This is a genomic window from Thalassobacillus sp. C254 (assembly GCF_001310615.1).
This window is the reverse complement of the sequence record NZ_BAXQ01000005.1, coordinates 20,617-33,149: the sequence shown is the minus strand read 5'-3', so window position 1 is coordinate 33,149 and position 12,533 is coordinate 20,617. Positions and strand designations below refer to the sequence as shown.

Sequence of the window (12,533 nt, the reverse complement as noted above, 5' to 3'; positions counted from 1 at the left end):
TACAGGAGCAGTAAAGAGTATCCTAAAAAAAGACAATTCACCTTGCTGGCAAATTGTCTTCCATGAATCGACCAAGAGTATCTTTTTATACTTAGATTGAATGTATTGCTTCTTCTACAGGTTTATCTCCGTGAACTATCTGGAATTCTTTTCCAACCGTTTCCTCATTTTCTAATGTGGCAACAATGACTTTTGCCACGTCCTCCCTTGGAATTTCATCTATCTTAATGTCGGCAGCTGCCTTTATTTGACCCGTTCCCTTATCATTTGTAAGCAAGCCGGGATGAATAATTGTATAATCTAAATCTGCCGCTCGTAACCATTCATCCGCATAATGCTTCGCTGCGACATATGGGGCAAAGGAAGCAGGCGCCTCTTGTATCGCTTGACGGCGGGTATCAAAGGAACTAATCATGATAAAACGTTTTACCCCGGCAGTTTTGGCTGCCTCGATTGTTTTTACAGCACCATCCAAATCAATCATTATGGTTTTGTCTTTGCCTGTATGTGGCCCGGACCTGCAGTGAAGACAATGGCATCGACTCCCTCTGCTGCTTTCGCTATTGCTTCGATATCCTCTTCCAAATCCACTACCGCAGTTTCAGCCCCGAGGCTTTCAAAATAAGAAGCTTGCTCCTCTTTACGGATCATGGCTCTGGCTTCCAGGCTTTCATTTTCCTGAATAAAAGAAACCAGGTGTTTTCCAATTTGGCCGTTTGCACCTACAACAAGAACTTTCATTTATATCATCCTTTCTATGATTTCCATCTAAATTTTCCCCATTGCCTGATGACTCCAATCCGAAAAGACCCTGTTTCAGTCTGTAACTTCTTTAAAATTTGATTAGGTACTGAAGGTCTTTAAAGTAAAGAATATCAACAAGACCACGTGTAATCAATTAATTTGCTGACCAGTCAGGTCCCTTAGTACATTTACATACTTCCTCTCTGTTACATAAATAATCCATACTCAGTAAAAGATAAAAGGAAGGGACCAATGAAACAGTAGATGGGCGTTGAGAGTCTGCCAGAAAGGAATGCTGGCTTTCCTTATCTGTATTACATAATTAATACGAAGACGCTCTACAGGGGGTATAAGCTAAGGAAGAGAGGAGTGTTCCTATGCTCTCTAAGCACTTTTTGCTTATCGTCACAAGGTGGGTATTAATAGGAGGAATCATTGGCCTGATTATAGGTTCAACCACGGCCCTGCTGCTCCATACGAACGACTTTCTTGGAGAATTACGCAAACAAACCTCCTGGCTTATTCTTTTTCTTCCTTTTGGAGGCTTGTTGATTGGATATATGTATATGACTTTTGGGCCAGTGGGGGAGTGGATTTATATAAAGGAAATAACCTGGTAATTGAAGGCGTTCAGGGGAAAGGAAAAGTCCTTCGCAGAATGGGGCCAATTGTTTACTTAGGAACATTTATCACAGTACTATTTGGAGGCTCAACCGGAAGAGAAGGTGCTGCGATACAAATGGGCGGAAGTGTTGCAGAAACTGTCATTCGCTTTTTTAAAATAAATGAAATCGATACTAAAATCCTGCTCATGAGCGGCATAAGTGCAGGTTTTGGAGCAGCCTTTGGCACCCCTGTAACTGGCGCAGTATTCGGGATGGAAATGACAGCTTTAGGAAAACTGAAATACGAAGCTATTGTCCCATGCCTGGCAGCAAGTTTTATAGGGCATTTTATAACTGAAAAAGTATGGGGGGTGGAGCACGAAAGCTTCATCATCCAATCCGTACCGGAGTTATCAGTTCTGGCATTTGCCAAAGTCATTTTTCTTGCTGTTCTTTTTAGTTTTATAAGTGTGCTTTACTGTCAATTAAGACACGGTATCCATCAGATTTCAGAAAAATATACAAAGAAAAACCATATGCTGCGTGCCTTTGTAGGGGGAATCATCATTGTCGGTTTAACGTACCTTGTTGGTTCCTATGAGTATAATGGACGAGGGTTGGAAATGCTTGAACAGTCATTTACACACGACGTTCCTCCCTTTGCCTTCCTCGCTAAACTGGTTTTCACTGCGGTTACGTTAGGAACAGGCTTTGTGGGCGGAGAAGCCATTCCTTTGTTTTTTATTGGTGCTACTTTAGGAAATACTCTCTATCAATTCTTTGATCTCCCCATGTCATTCCTTGCTGCGCTCGGGATGATTGCCGTTTTTGCGGCGGGGCAAATACACCAATTGCTGCCTTTCTTTTAGCAGTAGAAATGTTTGATGGAAAAGGGCTTGAATACTTCTTTACGGCCTGTCTGGTCAGCTATATCTTTTCAGGACACCATGGACTCTGGCCTTCTCAAACCATTTATGAACCGAAAAGCCGCCTCTACCAGACCGTAAGCGGGGAAACGATCAAAAAGGCAGAGCAAAAGAATAAAGGATCTACGTAACAGAACCCTAAATAGTTTTAGAATAAACCACCACTTGGTCTTCACCAACAAAGCCCACTTCAAGTGGGCTTTGTTGGTGAAGCTTATGAGGACTTTTCATTTTTAAAATGAATTTTTCCTTTAATCATAAAAAAGATTGAATTTTAAAATATAACTTTCTATTTAGAATGATCTGAATTATTAAACAACATCTTTTCCCTCGTTTCTATATACTTGTTCATTGCTTTTACTGATAAATACTTCTTTTTGCAAGAGAAAGTATAGAAGAAGCCCAACAACAAGGCCGTAAGCTGCTCCATATACTGCCAGCACAATACCCATGACACCTGCAACACCAATTTCCGTTTCGTTTTTTAATTGCTGAATACCTACAGTAATACATAAATATCCGGTTAAGATTAATGTAATTGAAAGAGCAATAGGTAAAAATGGTTGAAATAAAGTAACTAAAGGCAGTATAAAAATAACCAATGACAAAGAAATAATGAGAGAATTTGTACCTGAAAAAATGGATTGCATCGCTTTTTTTCCAAAAGTATATCTTTCAGCGACAGAAGCGGTTCCTGCTGTAAAAATAGGACCTGCTAAACCAGGGTGCGGGAAAAATAATGCATGCATGAAATTTCTAAAAAAAGTCAGGAAGTGAATTTGGTTTGAATCATATTCAATTTTTTCGTCTTGTCTATAAGAACTTGACCTTTCTAAGAGCTTATCTCCTACTATGATATCACCATAGGCTATAATGTAAGCAAGAATAGCAGTAGGAATAGCAGCCATAAATATTTCCCATGCAGGAAAGCCTAGAACAAATGGTGTTACATTCCACGTTTCACTGAACGAAGGTATGGTAATTCCCCATTCTACTTGTGGAGATGGGTATTCAGCTACAAGCCATCCAATAATGATTGCAACGACAATCGAAGGCATAATTCCATAACTTGCTATAAAACGTATAAAACGATTTTTTCGTGGAGTCGACGAAATGATCTAGAAAACATAATATACAAGCATAAGAAAGCTCCGATTATCAACGTAATTGGCGTCTCTGCCAGCCTTCCGCCTGCTTCAATTTCAGTCATGATTGCAGCGATACCAGCTCCTATTAAAATCCCTGCTTTTAAAGAGACCGGAAGCTTTGTGATAAACACTTTACCTAAACCCGTTACCCCAAATATAAGAAAGATTAAAGCTACGAGTAATTGCAGGGCAATGAGTGCTTGTATTGCTTCAGCTCCCGGCTCGAAACCACTTAAAAAAACAATTAGAACAGGAATTAATGGTGTAATAAAACCTGGAACAAATGGTACACCAAACATAGGAGGTATTAACATAAAAAACTGACCGAGCATAACAATGGTGATGGCCGCCCCATAAGACATTCCTAAAGGACCTGTCATGATTTCAATCATACTTAGCCCAATAGCAAAAATAACAATTCCTTGAATTAGCTCTGGTGTTTCTAGTCTATAGTGAATAAAGGGAAGACGCACCTGATATTTCCCTAACTTCCAATGAGGGTGAACTTTTCCTTTCGTTTCTCTATCCATGGAAATCCTCCTACTAAATAAGTTTTAATTAAACGCTTACAATTTTCTTATTGACTTATTTGCTCACGAAGTTTTCCCTTTTGAATTTTCCCGCTTGCTGTCATCGGAATGTTGTCTGTAAAATAATCGTTGCTGGAGTTTTATATAGCGCCATATGATCAGCTACATAATCCTTCACTTCTTGTTCAGTCATTTTTTCTCCTGAACGAAGCTGAACTACAGCGTATACTACCTCACCAAGCACTTCATCAGGCATACCTATGATAGATGCAGCCGCAATTTTTTCATGTTTAAGAAGAAGCGATTCTATTTCTTGAGGGTAAATGTTAAAACCCCCGCGTACAATCATTTCTTTTTCTCTTCCTACATAACGAAGATTACCTTCTTCATCTAGTACACCTAAATCCCCTGTATAGTACCAACCTTCTTTATCAAGCACTTCGTTCGTTTTTTCAGGCATTTTTATAATAGCCTTTCATGTTCCCAAAGCTGTGAACGGCAATTTCTCCAGTATGGCCAACTGGAAGCTCTTCTCTATGTTCATCTACTATTTTTAGCTTTACACCCTTAAAAGGTTTGCCAACTGTCTCTAGTATCACTGATTCTTTATCATCCATAGAATTGATCGTCACACTGCCACTCGTTTCACTCGAACCAAATGATTGGCACAAATTAAAATCCATTTTCTTCCGTATTTTTTTCATTTGTTCTGGTGAAATCGGTGCTGCACCTACCATTCCGGTTCGCAATGAAGATAAATCATAGGTTTCAAATCCTTCTACTTCTAGTTCTTTTAAAAACATCGTAGGAACCCCTTGATGTACAGTAACCCTTTCCTGCTCAATTATTTCAAGGGTCTGCTGTGGGTTAAACTTTTCCAAAAGCACCATGCGAGCTCCAGCAATTATTGCCGGAATCATATTACAGGCAATGCCAAAAATATGAAATAACGGTGCCGGGACCACAAACACATCACTATCATTGCAGGACATTTCCTTTACTACTGCGTCTGCACACTTCGCAACGCTGAGATGGGAAATCATAACCCCTTTTGGTGCCCCGGTTGTCCCAGAAGTATATAAAATACAAAATATATCCTCTGATGGATCAATGACTGCATTTCTTGCAATATTACCGTTATGGGATACAACATGTTCATAAGAAATAAGCTTGTCTTCTACAAAGCGAACAGACACAACCTTTGGTACCAATTGAGAAACAATATCCATATTTACATTGTTCAAAAAATTCTTCATTACAAACAGCACTTTGGGTTCTGCATTTTCTAAGATATATTCAATTTCTTGGGATCGGTACAGTGGATTAAATGGTACGAGTATGGCTCCAATTTTTGCAGCAGCGAAAAATATACAGACTGTTTCATTCCAATTGGGCAGACAAACGCCTACTCTGTCTCCTTTTTGTACCCCTAATGCCAATAACCCTTCTGCGAGCTTGTCACTTTCCTTTACCAGCTCGTTATAAGAAAGTCGATTTTTTTGATCGAAAGCGATTTCCTTATCCCCGTATTGCATTGCTGAAATATTTAACAAATCGTGTACGGTTTGTTCTTTTTGTCCGCATACCATTCATAACACCCGCCTTTTAAAGTCTCATCCAAGATTAAGATTTACACTACTTTTTTCCTTTTGGAACCGCTTACTACCAGTATAAATAAATGCAAAAATTACTTTATACCTACTTTCTTGTATGTAGAACAACTGTGAATAATTTTAATTTTTTTTAGAATAAAAAAGCTGTTGAGGGATCCCCAACAGCAATCTTACAACACCTTGTGACTACTCAATTTTTAAGATGATAGCAGCACCATTGTCTCCTGCGGCACACCCAGTCACTAATGCATATCCGCCGCCCTTTTCAACCGTTTCTTCAATTGCTTCTATTATAAGACGTCCGACTGTAGGTGCTTGAGGGTGTCCAAACACTAAGGAGCTGCCGTAATTATTGAAGTCGTAAGCATCTATACCCAGGCTTTCGCTAAATATAAATCATTAACTATGAATGGATTATGATTTTTTATTGTGGAGATTTCTTCTATTCCTACTTCAGCTTTTTCCAACGCCATTTTTACAGCAGGAACCGGAGCAGCGGGCATAGTCCCTTTATCCGCTCTAGCATACCCGTAAGAAACAACTTGAATAGAAACATTTGGATCTGTACTTAATCGTTTTGCATGCTCTTTAGTTGTTACCATAATACCAGCATTCCCATCTGCAGGGTGCGTCTGTCCGCCAAAAGAGACAATACCATTTTCCATAGTAGGATTCAGGCGACGCAGAGATTCTAATGAGGTCTCTGTCACCCCTTCATCTGTTTCTATCGTTTTGGATTGACGTTTCGTTACCGCAACCTCAATGGGTAACATATACCGCTTTTGAAAAGCACGATCATCTTTAAGCGCCTCTCTATATTGTTCATATCTTCGCCAGGTGAGTTCATCAGCTTCTTCTTTACCAAACTCATTGTCCCTGGCTACTTTCTCAGCTGTCATCAGCATACCTTTACCAGTGGAAGGATCGGCTGCCATGTTATCTAAATTCCAGTTCTCTGCTATCACTTGACCACCAGGCCCATTAGGATGAGGCCAAATCGTATGTGGTCCGTTTGAACATCTATCTGTTAATAAACAGTAGCCCACCGACATATTCCCAACTTCTACAGAAGCTGCAGCATTATAAAGAGCAGTTGTTGATGTGGCACAGGCATGCATTAGCGTCTGTCCTGGTATATCGGGTGCCCCATCAATGTAGAAGCCCAGGAAGCACCATAAAACACGCTTTTTTGACCAACAGTTATGCCTAAATAAATATAATCTAACTCATTGTTAGGGTCAATATTGCGCTGTTCAAACCATTTTTTACTGCTTTTAGCCCCAAGTTCAAGGGAATTCTCATGTTGAAAGCTACCCTGCCATTTACAAAATGGTGTCGCATAATAACCCCCATAAGGGATATATGCTTTATTTAACATGCTCATAATTATCAGACTCCCCTACAAACACAGGACGACTTCCCGTAAGAGAAGAAACCAATCCATTTAGTGCATCTTTTGTTTTAAAAATCGTTGTTAAATGATCAAGCTCTAGCTCGATCCCTTCATCAATTGTACACTTCGACTGCTCATTAATAAGCTGATTTATCAACTTTAAGGCAATGGGACCTTTTTTGGAAAGAATTTTTGTCAGCTTATCTGCTAATGCTTCCTCTACTGCATCTGGCTTTTCACCGTTCAACATTTTTTGGACATTCTCATCAGAAAAGCTTGAATATATTTATCATAGGAAGATGGAATTTCTCTTCTTATATATTTATCGTCTTGTCCTTTTTCCACTACTGTCTCAATGGTTTCTTCAAGATTCTCCGTGTTAGTTAGTTTCGCTATAATTTTTAAGTTTTCCGCATCTTCAGCACGTATTGATTTTCCTGTCATAACAAAATATTTTGTTAGTTCTTTACCAACATGATGATTCATTCGAAGCATTCCGCCAAGTCCTGGGTAAATCCCTAAACCGCTTTCAGGAAAGGCCATCGAACCCTGACTAGTAGCAACGATTTTCTGACAGGCCAATGCCAATTCACTGCCACCGCCAAGAGATAGTCCATCTAATACGGCAATGGTTACTTTTTCAGAGGTTTCTAATCTTCGCAACAGAGAATGACCTTTTCTAGTAAACTCCACGTTCTTTTCTATTTGATTGTTTTCAATACAGTCAATAAAGAATCGAATGTCAGCTCCAGCGATAAAGGCTTTTCCTGAGCCTTGTATAGCTATTCCCTTTACTTCCGCCTGCTTTTCTACTTTATCAAACTCTTGTTCTAATTGCTCAACAACTACTGGGTTTAACGCATTCATTGCTTCCGGACGGTTAATCGTTAGATAGGCTATTCCATTCTTTATCTCTGACTTAATAAATTGGAAGGTAAAAGGTTGGTCCTTTTCTGCCTGTTCTTTTAATAAGGCTGGATTATGAAAACCAGGATAGCTTCCATTTAACTCTTTGACTAGCTTATAAGCTTCACGTACTCCAACCTTGTTTATTAATTCAAATGGACCTAATTTCCACTTCAACCCCACTTTAGCACCGATATCTGTATCTTCAATACTTGCTACTCCTTCTTCAACTTGCGCTGCCGCAATACCAAAAACAGTGGCATATAGGCGTTTCTGGATAGAAGGAAAGTCCTTTTCAATCACACTTCCACTAAGGTCCCAAATGTCATTTTTATTGACTTGTTCTTTTAATAATGGTGCAGGCTTATAAAATTCGCTAATTTCCTTTGCTAAATAGGAACAAGAATGCTCAGCAATTGGCAGGCCAGTAACATTCATCAATTCAAACGGTCCCATCCCAATTTCAAATGCTTCTTTTGCTGCTTCATCAATTGTCGGAATGTTTGCTACTCCCTCTTCTACTAAACGAACAGATTCATTTAAGAATGGTACAAAATAGCGATTAACAGCAAATCCTGGAGAATCTTTTACAAGAATGCACGTTTTGTTATGAAGCTTCCCAATTAACATTGTCGTTTTTATTGTATCTTCACTGGTTTGTTCGTGAGGAATCACTTCAACCAGCCTGTTTTTAGCGGGATGATAGAAATAGTGCATTCCTATTACTTTTTCAGGCCGTGATGTATACCCTGCAATATCTTTAACAAACAAACTTGAAGTATTCGTAGCAAATATAGTTTTGCTTTCACAAACTTTATCCAACTTCTCGAAAACACTTCCTTTAATATTTAAATCTTCAAAGACTGCCTCTACTACTAAATCTGCATCCTTTAATGCTTCATAGGAAGAAGAAGCATGAACTCGATTCATAATCTCTGTTAATTGGTCATCACTAAATATCCCTCGATCTACCCCTTCTTGCAAGGTTTCCCTGATGATGTCTATTCCTCGTTGGACTTTTTCTTCATTTATATCTACTAAGGTAACATCCAGTCCCTCTTGGGCCATTTTTGAGCAACCCCGGACCCCATGTTTCCGGCTCCTATCACACCCACTTTATAATTAGCCAAAACTATTTCCTCCCTTTATATAAATCCATTTTGTCCTTAACCATATGGTTGGAATGTTTTTTTAATAGCCTGTTTATGGTCCGCTTCTTCTTCACGTTGCCATGAAAAATTTTCCATTATAGGTGTATCATGAACAGAAAACAAATGGGAATGCCCATCTTCGAGATTCACATGTTCATGCCAACACCAGCTTGGAATGATAAAGAAATCTCCCTTCTCCCACTCAAATTTAACACCATCAATCACACTATAGCCTCGACCCTCATGAACATAATAAATCGACGAATTTGTGTGGCGGTGAGCTTGGGAGTGAAATCCTTTAGGCAGCCTTTGCATCCATGCAGCAATATTGGCGTTTGCCGTTTTTCCAGTCGAGGGATTAATAAATTCCACTGTGTAGCCATCGTAGGCATCCGGTTCATATTCCATCATCCCGTTTAATGCACTTTCTGTCTGAGCCCACGTATAGGTCCAACCGGTGCTTTTTTAGGTTGACGATCTGCTTTCGGACGAACGAGTCCTCCTTGATACTGCTTACTGGAATAATTATCAGGGTGAGTGGCTTTCTCCAATCCATCAGGATGTCCTTCAAAGAAAGTCCCACCGGTCGCATAAACAAAAGGAATATCAAGAACATCCATCCAAAACATCGGTTCTGTACCTCATGACCGTGGCCATGCCACATTCCCTGGGGGGTGACTACAAAATCCCCTTCATTCATAAACATCCGTTCCCCGTTAATAACCGAGTAGGCACCTTCACCATCCATAATAAAACGCAAAGCACTCTGGGTATGCCGATGGGAAGGCGCTTCTTCCCCTGGGAGAATCAGCTGAACTGCTGCGTATAAATTTTGCGTAGCAGCACCCCATCCCCATGGCTCCCGTTCTTTTAAGCCAGGATTCTGAAGGTAAATTGCCCGTCTTTCCCCTCCACGTTCAGGTGTGAATATCTCTTTCGCCTCCAAGAGGTATTCCTTCAAGGTAGCCCATTTCCAAAGATAAGGAACAGCCAATGGCTTTGGTTCTTTGGAAACCAGTTCAGGTATTGCACTCCATAGCGGGCCAAGATGATCTTTTTCAATTTTATTATTGAAATCTTTTACAAGTTCACTTTCAAAGAAAGCTTGTTTTTCAGCCACTTCCGAATCCCCCTTTAATGTTCTTGTCTATTTTGATACTGCGTTATAATCCGTTGAAATTGATTCTTGTGAGTTTCCAGATGTTCTACTAAAAATGCTCTACAAGAAAAGACATAGGCTTTGTCCCAAACTTAGGGATATTGTGTTCTCTCTCTATATTCAGCTCATGCTCTTTTACGTTTTGTAACCTACCAATTGTTGTTTTTTCGTGTTATGGATACCATTGATGACATCTTCTACCTGACGATCATCTGCAGCAGCGACTGCATCTAGCCGGCCTTGATGCTGCATATTTCTTCCCCACTTTTCTGCATGATGTGCCAGGACATTTTCAAGCTCTCCCGTAAAATATAGAGGGAATTCTTCTACATGGCAGAGAAGCTCCATAATGGACCACTCTTGGTCAGAGGGTTTCCATCGGATTTGCTCTTCTTGTAAGGAAGCAGACTCATCAATAAAGAATTGGAGCTGTCCTGCAATCTTATCTGCATATTCCTGTCCACTTTTCATGTATACCTCTCCTCACACTTGCCTTACTGTGTTTTCTAACGTCCCAATATTACCAACGTCGATTGTGACTGTATCCCCGTCCTGAAGAAAAACTTGGGGATCACGAGCTACACCCACTCCCCCAGGTGTACCGGTGCAAATAACGTCCCCCGGCTCAAGTGTCATGATCTCTGATAGGAATGCTACAAGGCGATTTACATTAAATACAAGGTTTTTCGTGTTAGATTGTTGTCTTACTTCCCCATTTACTTTAAGAGAAATATCTAGAGAGTCTGGGTCTGGAACTTCGTCTTTTGTGATCAGCCACGGTCCCATAGGAGCACTGCCATCCAGTCCTTTTCCTTGAAGCCATTGTAAGGTCCTCATTTGCAGATCCCTTGCACTTATGTCATTGACAATCGTGTAACCTGCGACATAATCCAGAGCATCCTCCTCTTTTACATCTTTTGCACGTTTCCCAATGACGAAAGAAAACTCGGCTTCATAGTCCAGCTTATTGGTAATAGACTTTAAGGGGATATCATCCTGCGGCCCGATGATAGCGTTTGCAAATTTAGCAAAAATCACCGGATGTGTCGGAAGTTCCCGACCCATTTCACGAATATGTTCTTGATAGTTATGTCCGACACAGATAATCTTGCTGGGATTTTGCACCGGCGCTTCAATCTTTACTTCTTCTTTTGAAGGATCCATTCTTTTTTTTCTTCCTCAGATGCATTATTTTCTATATACTCTACTGCTTTACGTGCCAAAGACATGCTTTTTTCACCGCCCTGCAGAAAGCCAACTGCTTTTGAGGGTACTTCTGCTTCTGCCAGCAATTCCGCCCGTAGTTCCCCTTTATCCTTCAAATAGGAGACATAAGCTCCATGTAAATCAATGACTTTATTTTCTTGAATACATGCAAGTCTTGACTCATTTCCTCGTTTGTAATGGATCAATTTCATCATCAATCACCTCGGTAATAGAGTAATAGACAAGTAACTCTGTCTAATCTTTTCTTTTATCTACTACTATTCTAGGAACTTTTTTCATCGAAACCCACCTTGCTTTTCTTTTATACGGAACGTATGATAAAAAAAACAAAAAAAAGTTGGGAGTGGAAACATGACCAATCGTTACACCAGCCTTTAAAATGCTGTTCGCATTTTAAAAAGCTTTTCTGATCGCCAGCCTGAGTATGGTGTAAGTGAACTGTCTGAAAAATTACAGTTAGGTGTCAGTACTACCCACCGTTTACTCATTTCGCTCGCAGAAGAGGGCTTTGTGGTAAAAAATAAAGAAACCAATAAATACACACTTGGTTTATCTATTTTAGAACTGACAAACACAGTAACAGAACAAATGCACATCATTCGAGAATCTTTTCCCATACTTCAACAATTAACGAATAAGACGGGAGAAAGTTCACAGATTAATATCATTGACAGTACGGACGTTTTTTGTCTTCAAAAAATTGAAAGCCCCTATGATCACTCACTTGAGTTCCATTTAGGAAAAAGAGCCCCCGTACATTGTACTAGTGCCGGTCAAACTATTTTAGCTTATCAATCAGAACAAGAGATTCAACAATTTTTGTCGCCACCGTTAGAATCTTTTACTCGATTTACTCTTACCGATTCCAATCAAATAAAAGCAAAGTTGGCACAAATAAAAAAAGACGGATATGCAGTGTCGAATCAGGAGTATGAAGACAATGTATTTACCGTTAGTGCTCCCGTATATAATAAAAACAATACTGTAGTTGCCTCCATAACTATTGTTGGGCCAGCACAACGTATGAAACCACGAAAAAAACTGCTTATAGAAAATACAATGACAGCTGTTCAGACCTTGTCTTCCATAATTAAGAAAAGACAATCAGCAAGTTTACGTAAAGGATGAGAG

General features: G+C 39.7%; 14 protein-coding genes and 4 pseudogenes. 5 read left to right on the top strand and 13 right to left on the bottom strand.

The genetic code is table 11. The features are described 5' to 3' along the window. Window positions 1-91: 91 nt before the first annotated feature. Window positions 92-741: pseudogene (locus JCM19033_RS07075) on the bottom strand (SDR family oxidoreductase). Window positions 742-1,121: 380 nt separating this feature from the next. Here JCM19033_RS07075 and JCM19033_RS25245 point away from each other — a divergent pair. Genes JCM19033_RS25245 through JCM19033_RS25240 form a run of 3 tightly spaced genes read left to right on the top strand, consistent with a single transcriptional unit; the run spans window position 1,122 to window position 2,406 of the window. Continuing rightward, on the top strand, window positions 1,122-1,364 hold the full coding sequence (locus tag JCM19033_RS25245) for a hypothetical protein (protein WP_269758031.1): 243 nt from the start codon (window positions 1,122-1,124) through the stop codon (window positions 1,362-1,364). Continuing rightward, window positions 1,334-2,218 (top strand): chloride channel protein, encoded by an 885-nt coding sequence (locus JCM19033_RS07070; protein WP_269758030.1) that lies wholly within the window; start codon window positions 1,334-1,336, stop codon window positions 2,216-2,218. The genes JCM19033_RS25245 and JCM19033_RS07070 overlap by 31 nt, the downstream gene beginning before the upstream one ends. Window positions 2,219-2,226: 8 nt before the next feature. Then, window positions 2,227-2,406: a hypothetical protein gene (locus JCM19033_RS25240; RefSeq protein ID WP_269758029.1), complete on the top strand. Its 180-nt coding sequence runs from the start codon at window positions 2,227-2,229 to the stop codon at window positions 2,404-2,406. Between the two features lie 180 nt (window positions 2,407-2,586). Here the strand turns inward: JCM19033_RS25240 and JCM19033_RS25235 are convergent, their stop codons facing one another. The 12 genes and pseudogenes from JCM19033_RS25235 to JCM19033_RS07035 all read right to left on the bottom strand — a co-directional run bounded on the left by JCM19033_RS25235 (window position 2,587) and on the right by JCM19033_RS07035 (window position 11,593). Continuing rightward, entirely contained in the window at window positions 2,587-3,333 is a 747-nt protein-coding gene (locus tag JCM19033_RS25235) for a hypothetical protein (protein WP_269758028.1), read from the bottom strand. 14 nt (window positions 3,334-3,347) lie between these two features. Next, window positions 3,348-3,953: a hypothetical protein gene (locus JCM19033_RS25230; RefSeq protein ID WP_269758027.1), complete on the bottom strand. Its 606-nt coding sequence runs from the start codon at window positions 3,951-3,953 to the stop codon at window positions 3,348-3,350. A gap of 100 nt (window positions 3,954-4,053) precedes the next feature. Next, the gene (locus tag JCM19033_RS25225; protein ID WP_269758026.1) at window positions 4,054-4,413 is read right to left on the bottom strand and encodes a class I adenylate-forming enzyme family protein; all 360 of its coding nucleotides are present in this window, start codon (window positions 4,411-4,413) and stop codon (window positions 4,054-4,056) included. Next, window positions 4,406-5,542 carry a class I adenylate-forming enzyme family protein gene (locus JCM19033_RS07060; RefSeq protein ID WP_269758025.1) on the bottom strand — a complete coding sequence of 379 codons (1,137 nt, stop codon included), beginning with the start codon at window positions 5,540-5,542 and terminating at the stop codon, window positions 4,406-4,408. Before JCM19033_RS07060 ends, JCM19033_RS25225 begins: the two co-directional genes overlap by 8 nt. 210 nt (window positions 5,543-5,752) lie before the next feature. Then, entirely contained in the window at window positions 5,753-5,899 is a 147-nt protein-coding gene (locus JCM19033_RS25220; protein WP_269758024.1) for a hypothetical protein, read from the bottom strand. Between the two features lie 35 nt (window positions 5,900-5,934). Next, window positions 5,935-6,684 (bottom strand): hypothetical protein, encoded by a 750-nt coding sequence (locus tag JCM19033_RS25215; protein ID WP_269758023.1) that lies wholly within the window; start codon window positions 6,682-6,684, stop codon window positions 5,935-5,937. After that, complete coding sequence (locus JCM19033_RS25210; RefSeq protein ID WP_269758022.1) at window positions 6,684-6,950, bottom strand: hypothetical protein; 267 nt, start codon at window positions 6,948-6,950, stop codon at window positions 6,684-6,686. Before JCM19033_RS25210 ends, JCM19033_RS25215 begins: the two co-directional genes overlap by 1 nt. Continuing rightward, window positions 6,934-7,209: a hypothetical protein gene (locus JCM19033_RS25205; RefSeq protein ID WP_269758021.1), complete on the bottom strand. Its 276-nt coding sequence runs from the start codon at window positions 7,207-7,209 to the stop codon at window positions 6,934-6,936. The genes JCM19033_RS25210 and JCM19033_RS25205 overlap by 17 nt, the downstream gene beginning before the upstream one ends. Then, complete coding sequence (locus tag JCM19033_RS07050) at window positions 7,203-8,933, bottom strand: 3-hydroxyacyl-CoA dehydrogenase/enoyl-CoA hydratase family protein (protein ID WP_269758020.1); 1,731 nt, start codon at window positions 8,931-8,933, stop codon at window positions 7,203-7,205. Before JCM19033_RS07050 ends, JCM19033_RS25205 begins: the two co-directional genes overlap by 7 nt. A 98-nt stretch (window positions 8,934-9,031) precedes the next feature. Beyond that, window positions 9,032-10,136: pseudogene (locus JCM19033_RS07045) on the bottom strand (cupin domain-containing protein). A 174-nt stretch (window positions 10,137-10,310) separates the two neighbouring features. Continuing rightward, window positions 10,311-10,646, bottom strand: a complete 336-nt coding sequence (locus JCM19033_RS07040; RefSeq protein ID WP_054635792.1) for a hypothetical protein — start codon at window positions 10,644-10,646, stop codon at window positions 10,311-10,313. A gap of 12 nt (window positions 10,647-10,658) precedes the next feature. After that, a pseudogene (locus tag JCM19033_RS07035) lies at window positions 10,659-11,593 on the bottom strand (fumarylacetoacetate hydrolase family protein). A gap of 199 nt (window positions 11,594-11,792) precedes the next feature. On the opposite strand from JCM19033_RS07035, the pseudogene JCM19033_RS28010 reads away from it, so the two are divergent. Both JCM19033_RS28010 and JCM19033_RS07030 read left to right on the top strand, forming a co-directional pair. Beyond that, a pseudogene (locus tag JCM19033_RS28010) lies at window positions 11,793-11,912 on the top strand (helix-turn-helix domain-containing protein); the annotation flags it as partial. Further along, complete coding sequence (locus JCM19033_RS07030; protein ID WP_054635791.1) at window positions 11,913-12,530, top strand: IclR family transcriptional regulator; 618 nt, start codon at window positions 11,913-11,915, stop codon at window positions 12,528-12,530. Window positions 12,531-12,533: the final 3 nt, after the last annotated feature.